Annotated in this window: 14 protein-coding genes and 3 tRNA genes; 9 read left to right on the forward strand and 8 right to left on the reverse strand. The window is 33.4% G+C overall.

What is annotated here, in order from left to right; all coding sequences use genetic code 11:
• The first annotated feature begins 26 nt into the window (after positions 1-26).
• Positions 27-1,310 carry an NAD(P)/FAD-dependent oxidoreductase gene (locus AC2D6V_RS09085; protein ID WP_484647814.1) on the forward strand — a complete coding sequence of 428 codons (1,284 nt, stop codon included), beginning with the start codon at positions 27-29 and terminating at the stop codon, positions 1,308-1,310.
• A gap of 2 nt (positions 1,311-1,312) precedes the next feature.
• On the opposite strand, the gene AC2D6V_RS09090 is transcribed toward AC2D6V_RS09085, so the two are convergent.
• Both AC2D6V_RS09090 and msrB read right to left on the reverse strand, forming a co-directional pair.
• Complete coding sequence (locus tag AC2D6V_RS09090) at positions 1,313-1,864, reverse strand: DUF1572 family protein (RefSeq protein WP_484647815.1); 552 nt, start codon at positions 1,862-1,864, stop codon at positions 1,313-1,315.
• 8 nt (positions 1,865-1,872) lie between these two features.
• Positions 1,873-2,346: a peptide-methionine (R)-S-oxide reductase MsrB gene (msrB, locus tag AC2D6V_RS09095; protein ID WP_484647816.1), complete on the reverse strand. Its 474-nt coding sequence runs from the start codon at positions 2,344-2,346 to the stop codon at positions 1,873-1,875.
• 171 nt (positions 2,347-2,517) lie between these two features.
• Between msrB and AC2D6V_RS09100 the strand changes: the two genes are divergently transcribed.
• Positions 2,518-3,336: a M48 family metallopeptidase gene (locus AC2D6V_RS09100; RefSeq protein WP_484647817.1), complete on the forward strand. Its 819-nt coding sequence runs from the start codon at positions 2,518-2,520 to the stop codon at positions 3,334-3,336.
• A 65-nt stretch (positions 3,337-3,401) separates the two neighbouring features.
• The gene (locus AC2D6V_RS09105; RefSeq protein WP_484647818.1) at positions 3,402-4,796 is read left to right on the forward strand and encodes an MFS transporter; all 1,395 of its coding nucleotides are present in this window, start codon (positions 3,402-3,404) and stop codon (positions 4,794-4,796) included.
• 101 nt (positions 4,797-4,897) lie between these two features.
• On the opposite strand, the gene AC2D6V_RS09110 is transcribed toward AC2D6V_RS09105, so the two are convergent.
• The 4 genes from AC2D6V_RS09110 to AC2D6V_RS09125 all read right to left on the reverse strand — a co-directional run bounded on the left by AC2D6V_RS09110 (position 4,898) and on the right by AC2D6V_RS09125 (position 9,444).
• Entirely contained in the window at positions 4,898-5,626 is a 729-nt protein-coding gene (locus AC2D6V_RS09110; RefSeq protein ID WP_484647819.1) for a head GIN domain-containing protein, read from the reverse strand.
• A 40-nt stretch (positions 5,627-5,666) separates the two neighbouring features.
• Positions 5,667-6,203, reverse strand: coding sequence for a hypothetical protein (locus tag AC2D6V_RS09115; protein ID WP_484647821.1), 537 nt, complete (start codon positions 6,201-6,203; stop codon positions 5,667-5,669).
• A gap of 3 nt (positions 6,204-6,206) precedes the next feature.
• The gene (locus AC2D6V_RS09120; RefSeq protein ID WP_484647822.1) at positions 6,207-6,776 is read right to left on the reverse strand and encodes an RNA polymerase sigma factor; all 570 of its coding nucleotides are present in this window, start codon (positions 6,774-6,776) and stop codon (positions 6,207-6,209) included.
• A gap of 118 nt (positions 6,777-6,894) precedes the next feature.
• Entirely contained in the window at positions 6,895-9,444 is a 2,550-nt protein-coding gene (locus AC2D6V_RS09125; protein WP_484647823.1) for an ATP-dependent Clp protease ATP-binding subunit, read from the reverse strand.
• Between the two features lie 248 nt (positions 9,445-9,692).
• Between AC2D6V_RS09125 and gyrA the strand changes: the two genes are divergently transcribed.
• A complete protein-coding gene (gyrA, locus tag AC2D6V_RS09130; protein ID WP_484647824.1) occupies positions 9,693-12,236 on the forward strand; it encodes a DNA gyrase subunit A in 2,544 nt (847 codons plus the stop codon).
• Between the two features lie 22 nt (positions 12,237-12,258).
• Positions 12,259-13,506 (forward strand): tetratricopeptide repeat protein, encoded by a 1,248-nt coding sequence (locus AC2D6V_RS09135; RefSeq protein WP_484647825.1) that lies wholly within the window; start codon positions 12,259-12,261, stop codon positions 13,504-13,506.
• A 47-nt stretch (positions 13,507-13,553) separates the two neighbouring features.
• Here the strand turns inward: AC2D6V_RS09135 and AC2D6V_RS09140 are convergent, their stop codons facing one another.
• Both AC2D6V_RS09140 and AC2D6V_RS09145 read right to left on the reverse strand, forming a co-directional pair.
• Entirely contained in the window at positions 13,554-14,303 is a 750-nt protein-coding gene (locus tag AC2D6V_RS09140; RefSeq protein WP_484647826.1) for a C40 family peptidase, read from the reverse strand.
• A gap of 8 nt (positions 14,304-14,311) precedes the next feature.
• On the reverse strand, positions 14,312-15,490 hold the full coding sequence (locus AC2D6V_RS09145) for an acetyl-CoA C-acyltransferase (RefSeq protein ID WP_484647827.1): 1,179 nt from the start codon (positions 15,488-15,490) through the stop codon (positions 14,312-14,314).
• A gap of 127 nt (positions 15,491-15,617) precedes the next feature.
• Here AC2D6V_RS09145 and AC2D6V_RS09150 point away from each other — a divergent pair, with 127 nt between their 5' ends.
• The 4 genes from AC2D6V_RS09150 to AC2D6V_RS09165 all read left to right on the forward strand — a co-directional run bounded on the left by AC2D6V_RS09150 (position 15,618) and on the right by AC2D6V_RS09165 (position 18,052).
• Positions 15,618-17,669, forward strand: a complete 2,052-nt coding sequence (locus tag AC2D6V_RS09150; RefSeq protein ID WP_484647828.1) for an HD family phosphohydrolase — start codon at positions 15,618-15,620, stop codon at positions 17,667-17,669.
• Between the two features lie 97 nt (positions 17,670-17,766).
• Positions 17,767-17,854: transfer RNA gene (locus AC2D6V_RS09155), tRNA-Ser, on the forward strand.
• Positions 17,855-17,874: 20 nt separating this feature from the next.
• Positions 17,875-17,949: transfer RNA gene (locus tag AC2D6V_RS09160), tRNA-Pro, on the forward strand.
• A 29-nt stretch (positions 17,950-17,978) separates the two neighbouring features.
• Positions 17,979-18,052 (forward strand) — tRNA-Arg (locus AC2D6V_RS09165).
• Positions 18,053-18,078 lie beyond the last annotated feature (26 nt).

Consider the following 18,078-nt stretch of genomic DNA (forward strand, 5'->3'; position numbering starts at 1 on the left):
TACCTTTGTTCAGCAAGAATTATTGTATGAATATACCTAGAACGAGTTATCCCCGAATTGTTATTATTGGTGGTGGTTTTGCTGGAGTGGCTTTAGCAAAAAAATTATCGAAACAAGAAGTGCAAGTGGTGCTTTTAGATAAAAATAATTATCATACGTTTCAACCATTATTATATCAAGTTTCGACAGGTGGTTTAGAACCAGACTCGATAGCCTATCCTATTAGAAAAATATTGAAAGATTTTCCTAATTTCTATTTTAGACTAGCTAATGTTATTGAAATTGATGTTGAAAAGAACAAAGTTCGAACCAATATTGGCAATTTAAAATTTGACTATTTGGTGGTTGCATCAGGTTCTAAAACTAACTTTTTTGGGAATTCTGATATTGAAAAGTATAGTATGGCTATGAAAACCATACCGCAATCTTTAAACTTAAGAAGCTTAATACTTGAAAATTTTGAAGAAGCATTATTGACTTCAGATTTAAACGAGCGCAATGCTCTTATGAATTTTGTCATAGTAGGAGGTGGCCCAACAGGAGTAGAACTTGCTGGTGCCTTGGCTGAAATTAAAAAAGGAATTTTACCGAAAGATTATCCAGATTTAGATACGCGATTAGCTCAAATTAATATTATTCAATCAAGCGATTGTATTTTAAAAGGCATGAGTGAAAAGGCATCACAAAAAGCGGAGGACTTCTTAGAAACACTGGGTGTTAATATTTGGAAAAACGTTCGAGTTACTAACTACGATGGAAAAATTGTAACTACTAATACAGATTTAACTTTTGAAACAGCTACCGTAGTTTGGGCAGCGGGTGTTAAAGGGGCAACCATTAAAGGATTAAATGCTGAAGAATTTATAACACGCGGAAATAGGCTTTTGGTGAATGAATTTAATCAAGTTAAAGGGTTTAGAAATATATTTGCTATTGGAGATATTGCATGTATGGTAAATGAAGAATTCCCTTATGGTTTGCCAATGATGGCACAACCTGCTATTCAGCAAGGACAGCAATTAGGTGATAATATCTTAAAGTTGATAGAAGAAAAACCTATGAAACCTTTTAGTTATAAAGACAAGGGTTCTATGGCAACCATTGGAAGAAACAAAGCTGTTGTGGATTTAAAAAATTTCAAATTCCAAGGCGTTTTTGCATGGTATGTTTGGATGTTTGTGCACCTTTTTTTCTTAATAGGATTTAGGAATAGAATGGTAGTATTTGTTAATTGGGTTTATAATTATATACGTTTCGATCGAGAAGCACGATTGATTATCAGGCCTTTTAAGAAAAAATTAAATACATGATTTTATAAATCATCTGTGAAATGTCGTCGAGCTTTCTCTTTACTAAATTTATCTTCGTTATATTTTGAAGAATCACCTTTAGAAATAGAAAGCGAAATCCAATCATTTCCTTTTAAAAGTTTGCCCAAAAAGACTATTTGTCCAACATGGTATGCATAGTGTGCGAGTTGTCTATTTAAGGCCTCAGTAACCGTATGCCCTTGATTTCTTATGTAAATAATTTGTTCTAAATCTTTGTTTTCTAGTGGCTCAATGGCTTCAAATAGACATTGCCATCCTTTATTCCAGTAAGAAATGATATCCTCTTTATTTTCAAAAGTATTATGAAATTCCAAATCACGATGCCTCCATGTTTTCTCACCATCTTCAGTTAGAAAATTAGTCCACCTACTAAGCATATTACCAGAAAGATGCTTGGCAATTATGGAAATAGAATTCGAATTTTCGTCAATTTCGTTTTGCATTTCATCAAAAGACAATTGCTCAAAAGTTTTATCTCCTAAACTTTTGTAATAATGGAACTGTTTAACAATACTCTCCAGATAACCTTCCATTATTTGTTCTAGTCTTTTGGTATAAATTTTAAAGCAACCCCATTTATGCAATGACGTTTGCCTGTTGTTTTTCTTGGACCATCATTAAACACATGTCCTAAGTGACCACCGCATTTGGCACAATGTTCTTCAATACGTGAGTAACCTAAATTATGATCTGTTGAAAATGCAACATTGCCTTTAATTTCTCGATCAAAACTCGGCCAACCAGTACCTGAGTCAAATTTATGTTCACTTTTAAATAGTGGCGTTTCACATGCTTTACACACATAAATGCCAGAATCATAGTTTTTGTTCAAAGCGCTTGAATTAGGGCGTTCCGTTCCAGCCTGTCTTAATACATAAAATTCTTTTTCAGTAAGTTGTAATTTCCATTCCGCTTCTGTTTTTGAAACTTTGTATTCACTTTTTGCTTCTTTTTGAGCTGAACCATTGCATGAAAACAAGAAAATCAATAGTGAGAAGATTAATAAATTTTTCATTTTTACAAGTTTATAATTTACTCAATGAGTCGCGAATAGTAGTGAAATATAACAATTTATGTGAAATAGAATTCATATAATCATGTGACTGCTAAAATATAGTTGTGTCTAATTAAGATAAAGGTACAATTTTTGTATTTTTAGTGATTATTAAATTAAGCCCGATAAAAAATGAAAGTAAAGAATATATTTTTGGCATTTGGATTTGTTGCAATAGTTTTTTCTTGTGCAGAAAATCCTTTTACAGGAAAGAAAACAATGGCCTTGGTTCCAAATTCTCAGTTGTTTCCAACTGCTTTTGCTCAATATGATCAGTTCTTAACAGAAAACAAAGTAGTTAAAGGAACTAGTGATGCTGCTATGATAACAAGAGTTGGTCAGCGCATTGCTGTTGCTGCTGAGAGGTGGTTAAACGCTAATGGGCATGAAGGGTATTTGAAAGACTATAAATGGGAGTATAACTTAGTGAATGATAAAACGGTTAATGCTTGGTGCATGCCTGGAGGTAAAATAGTTTTTTATACAGGAATTTTGCCTATTGCTAATGGAGAAACAGGAGTTGCAGCCATCATGGGACATGAGGTTGCTCATGCTTTGGCTAATCACGGACAGCAACGTATGAGTGCAGGTTTGTTACAACAAGGGTTAGCGGTCGCTGGAAATGTTGCAATTAAAGATGAAAAATCTAGAAATGCCTTTAATCAATATTATGGCGTAGGAACCCAAGTTGGGCTTATGTTGCCTTTTAGTAGAAATCATGAAACTGAGGCAGATAAAATAGGCCTGTATTTAATGGCTATTGCTGGATATAATCCGGATGAAGGAGCTGAATTATGGAAGCGTATGAAAGCTAATAGTGGAGGTCAAGAACCACCAGAAATTTTAAGTACGCATCCGTCTAATGACTCCCGAATTGCGAATCTAAAAGCTTTAGCGCCAAAAGCGAAGGAAGAAGCTGCTAAGTTTGGAGTTACTTCATTTAGAAAATAACTTAAGTATAGAACAAAATATTTGATTACATTAGAAGCTGCTTATAAATAAGCGGCTTTTTTATTATGGCAGTATTAGAAAAAGGAGAAAAAAAATTACTAAATGCTTGGGCATTTTATGATTGGGCAAATTCTGTTTATACATTAACAATTGCCTCATCTATATTTCCAATATTTTATTCTGCCCTATTTATTTCTGAAATAAAAACAGTAGTTGCTTTTGGTTTTGAGTTTAAAAGTACTGCGCTTATTACATTTGTTACAGCTTTTACGTTTTTAGTGGTAGCCTTTACGTCGCCTATTTTGTCTGGAATTGCAGATTATGTGGGTAATAAGAAAAATTTTTTAAAGTTTTTTTGCTATGTTGGAAGTGCTGGCTGCATTGGATTATATTGGTTTGATATTAGCCCTGAAAAGATTCATTTAAGTTTGCTTTTTTACTTTATGGGACTCATAGGATATTGGGGAAGTTTAGTTTTTTATAATTCGTATTTACCAGATATTGCATTTCCTGAACAACAAGATAGTATAAGTGCAAAAGGATTTGCTATGGGGTATATAGGTAGTGTTATCTTGTTACTACTAAATTTAACGATGGTAATGAAGCCAGAATGGTTTGGTTTCAACATTAGTATATCTCAATCTATAATTGAAGCTGCAAACGAAACTGAAATTCTTTTAGCAACAGAAGCAGCTAGAGACGCAGCCTCTTTTGAAGCTATGAAAATATCGTTTATAACAGTAGGCTTATGGTGGGCTATATTTAGTCAATATTCCTTTTATTGGTTGCCAAAAGGAGCTTCTACTGGGCATAAAGTAACAAAAGCTGTTGTTTTTAACGGTCTTAAAGAGTTAAGACTGGTGTGGAAACAATTAAAGCTGAATTTAAGGTTGAAACGTTATCTGTATGCTTTCTTCGTATTTAGTATGGCGGTTCAAACTATCATGTTAGTTGCTGTTTATTTTGGCGAAGAAGAAATTTCTTGGGGAGACGACTCAGCAAAAACTATGGGATTGATTGTTAGTATTTTGGTTATTCAAATTGTGGCTGTTGTAGGTGCTTTTTTAACATCAAAGGCTTCTGCTAAATTTGGGAATATTAATACTCTAATAGTAATTAACTTTATATGGATGGCATTGTGCTTTTATGCATATTTTATGGAAACACCATTGCAATTTTATATAGCAGCTAGTATAGTGGGATTTGTTATGGGAGGCATTCAAGCTTTAGCACGATCTACATATTCTAAATTTTTACCTGAAACTGATGATACCACATCTTATTTTAGCTTTTACGATGTAGCAGAGAAAATTGGGATTGTTATAGGTATGGTTATTTTTGCTACTATAGATCAGGTAACAGGTACCATGCGAAACGCGATATTATTTTTATTTATATTCTTTTTGTTGGGGATAGTTTTATTGTATAGAGTACCTAAAGAAGATAAGCACGACTTGTGAAATTAAAGTAATGGTATTAATTAGCAACTCAATGCTATATATAATAAAAAAGCATTCTGATTTCAGAATGCTTTTTTATTAGCAGAACTTTTTTCACAATATTATTTAGCTGAAATAGAACCAGAACCAGCTACTTTTTTATCTACTTCTGCATTCCCTTTATATACAATATCTCCAGTACCCGCAACTCTAGCTTTTAGTTTTTTGTTACTATGGATCTCTGCATTTCCTGAACCAGCAACTGCTACTTCTGTGTTTTCAGATTGCAAATCAAAACCATGAAAATCCCCAGAACCTGCTACCTTGGCTTCCAAATTATTTGTACTTCCGCTTAGTGTTAAATCGCCAGATCCAGCGATAGCACCTTTTATTGAGGTAGTTTTAATATCAAGATCTATATCACCAGAACCAGCTAGAGAAACACTTAATTTATCAGTATCTATTGTGTTTTCGTTTGTTAAATCGCCAGATCCAGCTAATGAGACAGAGCTTACTTTTTCGAAAGGAATTGTGATTTTAATTGATTTGCCTTTACTTGGGCTAATGTTTTTACCTTTTTTTACTTTAATTATTAAGTTGTCATCTTTTACTTCTGTTGATATAAATTCAAGTAAATTCGATTCTCCTTCCAAAGTGATTTTTCCTTCTTTTCCTGCTACTAATATAAAACCCATAGATCCTGCACACTTAATACCATCATAGTTACCAGTATCTCTAGTTTCTGTTGTGACATTTCCATTGCCTTTTATTTTTTTCTTCCCCCAGTTTTGTGCATTGGTTAGTCCAATAAAAAGTAATGCAATAATTGATAATGTAATTGTTTTTTTCATTGTTTTTAGTTTTAATTTTTCCTCTATGGGAAAAGTTGATTTAAATAGTATTTACTTCCTTTTTTGATTGCTTAATTGCTGTTTCTTTATCTTTTATTTCTTCCATCACATCTTGCAAAACATCAATTCTATCTTGAAAATTTAACATCATAGCAGAAATTATGAGTTGATCTTTCGGGTTTTCTTTAAGACCAATAACTAATTGATTATAATCTTCTTCAGCGACTTTAATTTTAAACATTGCCTCAACAATTAAATCTTGATATTCTGGCATTTCTTCACTATTAAGTTTACTTATTTCATTTGCAAAAGCAGAAGCGAAAAGACTTTCTGTTTTGGCTATCTCGGGCGGTATATCTGCTAGATTTTTTTCAGAATCATTTGTTCTGTTAAAAATGAATAATGATATTAATAAAGCAATAGATGCAGCTATTCCTATTAAGGGATTCCATAAGTTACGTTTTAGCTTACTAGCATTATTGGACACTTGTTTGTTCTGCTCTTTTAATTTTTCTAAAAATCGCTGCTCATGACCAAGATTTGGGTTTTCTAAATCAAACCTATTTCCATTATTCATCATTCATTGTTTTAAATCGATTACTGGTTGCAAGTTTTGTCTTAATTTCTCCTTGGCTCTAGAGATGGTTGTTCTACAATTAGCATTTGTTATATTCATTATGTCACTTATCTCATTGTAGTCATAACCTTCTATTAGGTTTAGAGTTAGCGCTATTCTATAATTATCTTTTAATGTATTTAACGTATTTAAAATTTGTCTAGCTTTTAAATTTATTAGTTCTTGATCTGAATTAAAATCACTACTGTGGTCTTCTATTTTGTATAAAACATCATCCATTGAAACTTTCTGAATTTTTCTACTTTTCTTATAGTGACATATGCTATTATTAATGACAATTCGCTTTAACCATGAACCAAATATTCTTGCATCTTTAAGCTCTTTTAATTTTGTAAATGCCAATAAGAAAGAGTCTTGCATTATGTCTTCGGCTTCATAAGAATCTTTTACAATTCTAATAGAAACATTATACATGGCTTTATAATATCTGTTGTAAATTTCCAATTGTGCAGATTGGTTCCCAGACACACAAAGTCCAATTAGTTGCTCAGTATTTAGTTGGTTTGACGTCAAAAAATCAAATTGTTATTATTAAAGATTAGAAACATTTTATTTTGTTACAGTTTAGAACAAAAAAAACCTACAATCTTTTTTAGAATGTAGGTTTAATATTCGTTAAGACTCATGAAAACTATGACTCAGCAGGCTTTTCTGCTTTTTCAATCTTAATTTTTAGTTCATCAGATTTTTTATCTAAATCAATAAGAATTTTGTCACCTTCTTGTAATTGAGAGCTAATTATCTCTTCAGCTAAAGCATCTTCTACATATTTTTGAATAGCTCTATTTAATGGTCTAGCTCCATATTGTTTATCGAAGCCTTTCTCGGCAATATAATCTTTGGCATTCTTACTGAGCTTTAGAGTATACCCCAATCCTTTTATTCTATTAAGAAGCTTATCTAATTCTATATCAATAATCTTATCAATATCTTCTTTCTCGAGAGGGTTAAATACTACAACATCATCGATTCGATTTAAGAACTCTGGAGCAAACGATTTTTTAAGTGCATTTTCAATTACTTTAATGGCATTCGCGTCTTCTTGTGCTTTTTGCGACGCCGTTCCAAAGCCAATTCCAGCTCCGAAATCTTTCAACTTTCGAGCACCGATATTAGACGTCATTATAATAATTGTATTTCTAAAATCAATTTTTCTTCCAAGGCTATCTGTTAAATATCCATCGTCAAGAACTTGAAGCAGCATATTAAAAACATCTGGATGTGCTTTTTCAATTTCATCAAGAAGAATAACCGCATAAGGCTTGCGTCTTACTTTTTCTGTAAGTTGTCCACCTTCTTCATAGCCTACATATCCTGGAGGTGCTCCAACCAATCTTGAAATCGCAAACTTCTCCATGTATTCACTCATGTCTATTCTAACAAGCGAATCTTCACTATCAAATAATTCTCTAGACAGTACTTTTGCTAATTGTGTTTTGCCGACACCTGTCTGTCCCAAAAATATGAATGAACCAATAGGCTTATTAGGATCTTTTAGTCCTGCACGATTACGCTGAATAGCCTTAACTACCTTTGCAACAGCTTGGTCTTGACCGATAACTTTACCCTTAATTAAATTAGGAAGTTCAGAAAGTTTATTTATTTCGGTTTGTGCAATTCTATTTACTGGAATACCTGTCATCATAGACACCACATCCGCAACATTATCTTCTGTTACAATTTCTCGATGTTGTTTTGTATCCTCTTCCCATTTTTCTTGTGCAACTGCTAATTCTTTTTCAAGACGTTTTTCGTCATCTCTAAGTTTTGCTGCTTCTTCATATTTCTGCTTTCTAACAACCGAATTCTTAGTTTCTTTAACATCTTCAAGTTTTTTCTCAAGTTCTAGAATCTGTTTCGGAACATCAATATTAGTTATGTGAACCCGTGAACCTGCTTCATCTAAAGCATCAATAGCCTTGTCAGGTAAAAAGCGTTCCGTCATGTATCTATTTGTTAATTTCACACAGGCTTCAATAGCTTCAGGTGTATAATCAACATTATGATGCTCTTCGTATTTTCCTTTTATATTATTTAGAATCTCAATGGTTTCTTCAACGGTTGTGGGCTCAACAATAACTTTTTGAAAACGACGCTCTAACGCACCATCTTTTTCAATGTATTGTCTATATTCATCCAAAGTTGTTGCCCCAATGCATTGAATTTCCCCCCGTGCTAGAGCAGGCTTAAACATATTTGAAGCATCCAAACTTCCAGTAGCCCCACCAGCACCAACAATAGTATGAATTTCATCAATGAATAAGATGACATCATCATTCTTCTCAAGTTCATTCATCACGGCTTTCATTCGTTCTTCAAATTGCCCTCTGTATTTTGTGCCAGCAACTAAACTCGCTAAATCTAAAGTCACTACTCGCTTATTAAAAAGAATTCTAGATACTTTTCGTTTAGTAATTCTAAGAGCCAACCCTTCCGCTATGGCAGATTTACCAACACCTGGTTCTCCAATTAAAAGAGGGTTATTCTTTTTTCGCCTACTTAAAATCTGAGACACGCGCTGTATTTCCTTTTCTCTACCAACAACTGGGTCTAACTTACCTTCATCGGCAAGCACGGTTAAATCACGTCCAAAATTATCTAAAACAGGGGTTTTAGACTTCTTATTAGCTTTTCCAGTAGGAGCATTAAAAATATTATCCTTTGATGTATCATCATCAGAATTGCTATCGTCATCTTGGAAAGATTCAGCTTTAGGTTCAATATAATCGTTGTCGTTAGTAATCATAAGTTTGAATTGTTCTTTTACATTGTCGTAGTCAACTTTTAATTTATTTAAAAGTTTGGTAGTTGGGTCGTTTTCATTTCTTAAAATACAAAGCAGTAAATGTGCCGTATTTATGGACGTGCTTTGAAATAGTTTTGCTTCTAAAAAAGTCGTCTTAAGGGCTCGTTCAGCTTGCCTAGTAAGGTGCAAGTTTTTCTTTTGATTTGAAGCCACGGCAATATCGGGGTTTGCTGGGCTTAATATTTCGACTTTACGTCTTAAATGATTTAAATCAATCTCTAAGGCATTAAGTATATTTATAGCTTTGCCATTACCGTCTCTTAGAAGCCCCAACATTAAATGTTCGGTACCAATAAAATCATGACCAAGACGCAAAGCTTCTTCTTTACTAAAAGCGATTACATCTTTTACTCTAGGTGAAAAATTATCATCCATAATACTTTCCTTTCTGCATTAAAAATACTAAAACATTTTACTAAAGTCAAAAACTATACCTTAAATTGCTAATTGACGAAAAAATCTTTATAAAATCAAAACTTTTCAGTGCTTACTTATTAACTAAAAACAACCCTTAAATTGTTAATAAAAAACACGAAAAAGTATAGCTGATAGTCTTACTATGACTGCTGAAATACTTATATTAGCATGTTTTGAAAATCACATAAAACTTAATTAAATTATTTATGGCAGAAGGAGAAAAATTGATCCCTATTAATATTGAGGATGAGATGAAATCGGCATACATTGATTATTCAATGTCGGTCATTGTGTCACGTGCCTTACCAGATGTAAGAGATGGCTTAAAACCAGTTCACAGACGCGTGCTTTATGGTATGCATGAATTAGGTGTTCGGGCAAATTCAGCGCATAAAAAATCGGCAAGAATAGTTGGAGAAGTTTTAGGTAAATATCACCCGCATGGTGATACATCTGTTTATGACGCTATGGTGCGTATGGCTCAAGAATGGAGTTTACGTTATATGTTGGTAGATGGACAAGGGAATTTTGGGTCTATAGATGGAGACAGTCCTGCTGCGATGCGTTATACAGAAGCAAGAATGCGCAAGATATCCGAAGATATGTTGGCAGATATTGATAAAGAAACTGTAGATCACAAATTAAACTTTGATGATACTTTGCAAGAGCCAACAGTTTTGCCAACTCGTATTCCTGGTTTATTGGTGAATGGTGCTTCTGGTATTGCAGTTGGTATGGCAACAAATATGCCACCTCATAATTTAACTGAAGTTGTAAATGGAACCATAGCTTACATTGAAAATAATGATATAGAAATTGATGAGTTAATTACTCATGTTAAAGCACCAGATTTTCCAACAGGTGGAACTATTTATGGTTACGATGGTGTAAAGGAAGCTTTTCATACTGGTCGCGGACGCATAGTAATGCGTGGAAAAGCGATTATTGAAGAAGTTGCTGGACGTGAATGTGTAATTGTTACAGAGATACCATATCAAGTTAATAAGGCAGATATGATTAAGAAAACTGCTGATTTGGTAAACGATAAAAAATTAGAAGGCATTTCACTTATTCGCGATGAATCTGATAGAAATGGAATGCGTATTGTATACGTTTTAAAGCGTGATGCAATCCCAAATATTGTACTAAATAAACTATATAAATATACAGCATTACAGTCATCATTTAGCGTGAATAACATTGCATTAGTGAATGGTCGTCCACAGATGCTAAACTTAAAAGAATTAATTCATTATTTCGTTGAACACAGACATGAAGTTGTAGTAAGACGAACTACTTATGAATTACGAAAAGCAGAAGAACGCGCACATATTTTAGAAGGATTAATTATTGCTTCGGATAATATAGATGAAGTTATAAAAATTATTAGAGCATCGTCTAATGCAGATGAAGCTAGAAATAATTTAATTGAACGTTTTAAACTATCTGAAATACAAGCAAAAGCCATAGTTGAAATGCGTTTACGCCAATTAACTGGGCTAGAGCAAGATAAATTGCGTACAGAGTATGATGATTTAATGGTTACTGTAGAAGATTTAAAAGATATTTTAGATAAGAAAGAACGCCGTATGACTATAATTAAAGACGAACTTCTTGTTGTAAAAGACAAATATGGTGATGAGCGTCGTTCTGTTATTGAATACGCTGGAGGTGATTTAAGTATTGAAGATATGATTCCTAATGAAAAAGTGGTGATTACTATTTCACATGCGGGTTATATTAAACGTACATCATTGACTGAGTATAAAACTCAAAATAGAGGTGGAGTAGGTCAAAAAGCATCAACAACACGTAACGAAGATTTCTTAGAAAATCTATTTGTTGGTACTAACCATCAATATATGTTATTCTTCACTCAAAAAGGAAAATGTTTTTGGATGCGTGTTTACGAAATTCCAGAAGGTAGTAAAACATCGAAGGGTAGAGCAATTCAAAATCTAATAAATATTGAGCAAGACGATAAAGTCATGGCGTTTATTTGTACTCAAGATTTGAAAGATGAAGAATATATTAATAGTCATTATGTTATTATGGCTACTAAGAAAGGACAGGTTAAGAAGACTTCTCTCGAACAGTATTCACGTCCAAGAACAAATGGAATTAATGCCATAACAATTAAGGATGATGATGTTTTACTAGAAGCTAAATTAACCACTGGAGAAAGTCAAGTTATGTTAGCGTTAAAATCGGGTAAGGCCATTCGCTTTGAAGAAGCCAAAACACGACCTATGGGACGTGGGGCTTCCGGAGTTAGAGGTATTCGCTTGCAAGATGAAAAAACTGATGAAGTAATTGGTATGATTGCTGTTGATGATATGGAAAGCAATGTGCTTGTTGTATCAGAAAACGGTTATGGTAAGCGTTCAAGCTTAGAAGACTACCGTATAACTAATCGGGGAGGAAAAGGCGTAAAAACTATTTCTATTACAGAAAAAACAGGTAACTTAGTATCTATTAAAAATGTAACAGATGATGATGATTTAATGATTATTAATAAATCTGGAATAGCTATTAGAATGGCAGTTCAAGATTTGAGAGTAATGGGGAGAGCCACACAAGGTGTAAAATTAATTAATCTAAAAGGAAACGATTCTATTGCGGCGGTTGCAAAAGTAATGCATGATGAAGATGAAGTAGATGATGTTGAAGGTATAGAAGGTGTTGAAAACACTGATATTTCAAAAGATGGCACAACCCTTGATAATAATACAGACGATAATAACACTTAAATTAAACTTAATATTATTTAAAATGAAAAAACAAATTATTATAGCATTGGCTTTTTCAATAAGTGCATTTTCTTTTGCTCAAAAAAAGGAATTGAAATCTGCTGAGAAAGCGATTAAAAACAACAACTATGCTGAAGCTATGGCTGCTTTGAATCAAGCAGAGACTTTAATGTCAGCTATGGATGATAAAACAAAATCTAAATTTTATTATTTAAAAGGCCAAGCATTATATGCCTCAGGTAAAGGCAGTGCAGAGGATATTGATACTGCAATTCAGAGTTTTGAGAAAGTTAATGGCGCTTATAAAACTGAAATAGCTTCTATTAAGCAAGAAATGGTTAATAGTCTACTAACTAAGGGAAATAAAGCATACGAAAGTAAAAATTATAACATGGCTTCATCTAATTTTGAGCGTGTTTATAACATGAATGAAAAGGATACCGTATACCTTTATTACGCCGCAGCTACAGCGGTAAGTGTACCTGATTATGATCGTGCATTAGTGCTTTATGATAAACTGAAAAAACTGGGATATACAGGAATCGAACAGCAATACTTCGCTGTTGATAAGGAAAGTGGAAAAGAACAAGCTTTCCCTAATAAAAACTTGCGTGATGTTGCAGTTAAAACTGGAACTCATCTTAAGCCGACTGATAAAAAGTCAGAATCAAAAAAAGCTGAAATAGTTAAAAATGTGGCACTTATTTATGTTTCAAATGGTGATAATGAAAAGGCTATTGAAGCTATGAAAGATGCTAGAGCAGAAAGCCCTGATGATGTGAATTTAATTCTTACTGAAGCTAATGTGCATTTTAAAATGGGGAACAAAGAGAAGTTCAAAAGCTTGTTAGAGCAGGCAACAAAAATGGATCCTGATAATGCCGAATTACAGTATAATTTAGGAGTTATTGCTGCTGAATCTAAGGATATTGAAGGAGCAAAAAGTTATTATAAAAAGGCAGTAGAATTGGATCCAAATTTTATCAATGCTTATATTAATATGGCGGCTTTAATTCTAGGAGAAGAACAGGTGCTAATTGAAGAAATGAATGGCTTAGGAAGTTCTGCTGCAGATGATAAGAGATATGATGAATTAAAAGAGCAACGTCAACAACTGTATAGAGATGCTATTCCGTTTTTATCAAAAGCTTTAGAGATTGATTCTAAAAATGTTAGTGCTGCTACTACTTTAATGAATATTTATAGTGTTCTTGGCGAGACTGAGAAATATAAAGAGATGAAAGCGAAAGTAGACGAGTTAAGTAATTAAAAAGGTTACTATAATAAAAAATTAAGCCACTTTATAGTGGCTTTTTTTTATACAATTTTTTTAATGACACGAAGATTGTGGGTATGTATTCTTTTCTCCGCGTTATATATCCCCGAATGATCAAGTCTATCAACCCTAACTTTTCCGTGCGCATGAATAATATAATTATCCTTCATAATAATTCCAACATGAATAATTTGTCCTTCATTATTATCGAAAAAAGCTAAATCTCCAGGAGCACTTTCTTCTATAAAACTTAGTGCTTCTCCTTGGGTTGCTTGTTGAGAAGCATTTCTTAAAAGTTTGTAGCCATTAAGTTTATATACCATTTGTGTAAACCCAGAGCAATCAATACCAAAAGGTGTTTTACCTCCCCAAAGGTAAGGTGTGTTTAAATACAAAAAGGCAGTTTTAACAAGGTTACTTTTATTGGATTCTCCTTCAAAAATATTGCCGTCGAAGGAATGCTTTAATAGAGACAAGCCCTGCAGGCAAGAACCTAGTAATATGGAATGCAATTGCTGGTCACTATCTAGAATAAATTCAACTAAATCTAATGAAAGTTTTTGAGGTGATTTATCAAGACTATTGTAATTGTCTTCAGAAATTTCAATGTATTGCTTATTATCAATCCACCCTTCGTATTTGTCATAGGCAAGACGAATTTTACTCCAAGATTTACGACATTCTAGGACTTTAAAGAAATCCCCATAAAGCAATTGAGAAACCAATTCACTTTTATCAGAAGGTTCTAACCTTAAAGGAACAATACTTAAGTTACAAATTCCGTATTGCATTAAAAAAACTAATTACGTTCAATTATCACTGCCGAAGCACCACCACCACCATTGCAAATAGCTGCAGCTCCAATTTTAGCGTTGTTTTGTTCAAGTACATTGAGTAAAGTAATAAGAATTCTAACACCAGAGCAACCCAACGGATGGCCAAGAGATACTGCGCCACCATTAACGTTAACATTACTATCGTTAAGTCCAAGAATTTTCATATTAGCTAAACCTACCACCGAAAAGGCTTCGTTAAATTCAAAGAAGTCCACATCTTCAATTTTGATACCAGCTTTATTTAAAGCCTTTGGCAGTGCTTTAGCTGGAGCAGTAGTAAACCATTCAGGTTCATGTGCAGCATCTGCATAACTTTTTATTGTAGCTAATATTTTCAAATTTAATTTCTCTGCTTTGTCTCTACTCATTAAAATCATGGCACCAGCACCATCATTTATAGTCGATGCATTAGCAGCCGTCACGGTACCTTCCTTGCTAAAGGCAGGTCTAAGAGTGGGGATTTTTTCTATTTTAACGTTGGTATACTCTTCATCTTTGGAAACAATTATTGGTTCTCCTCGACGTTGAGGTACCTCAACAGTTACGACTTCATTATCAAATTTACCCGCATTCCAAGCAGTTGCAGAACGAGAATAAGACTGGATAGCGTAAGCATCTTGATCTTCTCTGGAGAATTTATATTCGTTCGCACATGCATCTGCACAAACACCCATAGCATTTTGATCGTATGCATCTACTAATCCATCTTTTTGCATACCATCAATCAAAGTGGTAGGTCCAAATTTGTTCGCAGTGCGCGTATATAAATAGTGTGGTATTAAACTCATATTCTCCATGCCACCAGCTACAATAATATTTGCGTCTCCATTAGCAATAGCTTGTGCAGCTTGCATAACAGATTTCATTCCTGAAGCACATACCTTGTTTATTGTTGTGCAAGGCACCGTATTTGGAATACCAGCAAGAATAGCTGCTTGTCTAGCGGGAGCTTGCCCTGTCCCAGCTTGAACAACATTCCCCATTAAAACCTCATCAACCAATTCTGGTTTAAGGTTAATTCTGCTAAGTGCCCCTTTTATGGCAATAGCACCTAATTTCGGAGCAGAAATGGTCGATAAAGCACCTAAAAAACTACCAATTGGTGTTCTTACGGCCGAAACAATAACTACGTCTTTGTTCATTATTTTTTCTTAAGTTTAGTTCTTGCGAAAATAATCAATTTTTAGTAGAAAATTCAATGATTCATTCAATATAAAAACGTCCTGAAATTTATAATTTTACTACATTTGAAAAACCTGAAATTCTTTAATGAAAGACTTTATAAATAAATTTTACAGAAATCACTCCTTAATTTATAAAGGCTTGCTGCTAGTATGTACTACTTTTCTAATTGTGTATTTATTTCCAAAGAGTGGCAAGTTTAAGTACAATTTTGAAAAAGGAAAACCTTGGCAGTCAGAAAACTTATATGCACCGTTCGATTTTGCAATAAAAAAATCTGATGCTGAAATAACGAAGGAAAAAAAAACAATTTCAGAAAATGCTTTAGTTTATTTTAGTATAGATAGTGTTATTCATAATCAAATAGATAATCTTTATGATGTGCAGTTTCATAAGGTTTTTAAAGACACTATTCCCAAAAAGGATTTTGAAGCACTTTATGTATTAGGAATACAAACTATTAATGAGATTTATCAATATGGTGTTTTAGAGGAAGATTACAGTTTTCCAGATGACAAATCCGTTGTCATTTTGAATGATAGAAAAACAATTAATAAAACGGTTTTTTCAAGTTTAATAGGATTAGATGAGGTATCTACAACAATTGGGAATTCTATAGAAAGTAGGGGACTTGGTAAATACAAAACAAATTATATCTCACTATTTTTCGATTTAATAGAGCCTAACCTGGTTTTTAACAAATCCTTTACGGACAAGGCGCTGCTAAATGAATTGAGTAGTATTTCGTATTCTCGTGGAAGTATTAAAAAGGAAACTTTAATTATTTCTAAAGGAGAAATAGTTGAAGGCGATAAATTTCAAATTTTAGAGTCTCTAAAATCTGAATACGAATCGCAAGTTTGGAGTGAAGCTAATTATAATTGGATTTTATTTGCCTATACCTTGTTAGTTTCCTTAGCATTACTAATGCTGTTTCTTTTTTTAAGAAAGTATAGGATTGATGTTTTTGAAAACAATACTAAAGTTACATTTATCTTCTTTAATATATTTTTAATCATATTACTTACAACTTTAGTTGTAAACTATAATTCTAAGTACATTTATGTAGTTCCTATTTGTATTTTACCATTGGTTTTTAAGGCATTTTTTGATGCGAGACTGGGTCTATTTGCACATGTAATTACGGTATTACTGTTAGGATTTATTGTGCCTAATAGTTATGAGTATATGTTTCTTCAAATAATAGCAGGTATTGTTACTATTTTAACTGTTTCAGAACTTTATAAAAGAGCGAATCTTTTTATTTCAGTAGGTCAAATAACACTGATTTATATTGTTGCTTATTTTGCTTTTTTTGTTATACACGAAGGAAGTATAGAAACTATTGAGTGGCAAACATTTATGTGGTTTGTGCTATGTGGTCTTGCTACTTTATTTGTGCAACCACTAATTTATGCTTATGAGAAAATTTTTGGATTAGTATCAGATGTGTCACTTTTGGAATTGTCTGATACGAATACAAAATTGCTTAAAGAGCTGTCAAATAAAGCACCAGGAACCTTTCATCATTCCTTAAACGTGGCTAATTTGGCTGAAGCTTGCGCAAATGAAATTGGTGCTAATTCGATGCTTATAAGAGTGGGAGCATTATATCATGATATTGGAAAGATGAAAAACCCGGCATATTTTACAGAAAATCAATCCACAGGCATTAACCCGCATGATGAGTTATCGTCTAAAGAGAGTGCAAGAATTATTACGGACCATGTTATAAATGGTATTGAAATTGCAAGAAAAAGCAATCTTCCGGATAGGGTTATTGATTTTATAAGGACACACCATGGAACAAGTACGGTTTATTACTTTTATATGAAAGAAATGAAGCTTTTAGATAAGGAGGTAAATAAAGCTGATTATAGCTATCCAGGCCCTAAGCCATTTAGCAAAGAAACAGCTATTTTAATGATGTGCGATAGTGTCGAAGCGGCATCCAAAAGTTTAAAAGAACCTACTTCTACTAAGATTGATGCCTTTGTTGAAAATATAATAAATAAACAAATTGAAGAGGAGCAATTTCTAAATGCAAATATTACATTCAAAGAGATTGAATCCATTAAAAAGATATTAAAACACAAGCTTGCAAATATTTACCATTTGCGAATAGAATATCCAGAATAAAATAGAAAAAATAAAAAAAAATGCTTGTGTTCTTTAAGATGAAAAGCTACATTTGCATCCGCATTTAAATTTAAGTGCAAGTTCATACAAAATTAAAGGAGAGGTGCCTGAGTGGCCGAAAGGAACGGTTTGCTAAATCGTCGTACCCCAAAAGGGTACCCGGGGTTCGAATCCCCGTCTCTCCGCAATATAAAAAGATAACTCTCGGGGTGTAGCGTAGCCCGGTTATCGCGCCGCGTTTGGGACGCGGAGGTCGCAGGTTCGAATCCTGCCACCCCGACACTGTTTTCGTAGAAACATAAAAACTACGGGCTCGTAGCTCAGCTGGATAGAGCACCTCCCTTCTAAGGAGGCGGTCATAGGTTCGAATCCTATCGGGCTCACTTAAAGCTTCACTAGAAATAGTGAG

The organism is Algibacter sp. YIN40 (genome assembly GCF_057219435.1).

Excerpts from the sequence above, each read along its gene's own strand:
- gyrA (WP_484647824.1), top strand. The coding sequence starts at position 9,693 with ATGGCAGAAGGAGAAAAATTGATCCCTATTAATATTGAGGATGAGATG.
- AC2D6V_RS09125 (WP_484647823.1), bottom strand. The coding sequence starts at position 9,444 with ATGGATGATAATTTTTCACCTAGAGTAAAAGATGTAATCGCTTTTAGT.
- msrB (WP_484647816.1), bottom strand. The coding sequence starts at position 2,346 with ATGAAAAATTTATTAATCTTCTCACTATTGATTTTCTTGTTTTCATGC.
- AC2D6V_RS09085 (WP_484647814.1), top strand. The coding sequence starts at position 27 with ATGAATATACCTAGAACGAGTTATCCCCGAATTGTTATTATTGGTGGT.
- AC2D6V_RS09105 (WP_484647818.1), top strand. The coding sequence starts at position 3,402 with ATGGCAGTATTAGAAAAAGGAGAAAAAAAATTACTAAATGCTTGGGCA.
- AC2D6V_RS09140 (WP_484647826.1), bottom strand. The coding sequence starts at position 14,303 with ATGCAATACGGAATTTGTAACTTAAGTATTGTTCCTTTAAGGTTAGAA.
- AC2D6V_RS09135 (WP_484647825.1), top strand. The coding sequence starts at position 12,259 with ATGAAAAAACAAATTATTATAGCATTGGCTTTTTCAATAAGTGCATTT.
- AC2D6V_RS09150 (WP_484647828.1), top strand. The coding sequence starts at position 15,618 with ATGAAAGACTTTATAAATAAATTTTACAGAAATCACTCCTTAATTTAT.
- AC2D6V_RS09145 (WP_484647827.1), bottom strand. The coding sequence starts at position 15,490 with ATGAACAAAGACGTAGTTATTGTTTCGGCCGTAAGAACACCAATTGGT.
- AC2D6V_RS09090 (WP_484647815.1), bottom strand. The coding sequence starts at position 1,864 with ATGGAAGGTTATCTGGAGAGTATTGTTAAACAGTTCCATTATTACAAA.
- AC2D6V_RS09110 (WP_484647819.1), bottom strand. The coding sequence starts at position 5,626 with ATGAAAAAAACAATTACATTATCAATTATTGCATTACTTTTTATTGGA.
- AC2D6V_RS09100 (WP_484647817.1), top strand. The coding sequence starts at position 2,518 with ATGAAAGTAAAGAATATATTTTTGGCATTTGGATTTGTTGCAATAGTT.
- AC2D6V_RS09115 (WP_484647821.1), bottom strand. The coding sequence starts at position 6,203 with ATGAATAATGGAAATAGGTTTGATTTAGAAAACCCAAATCTTGGTCAT.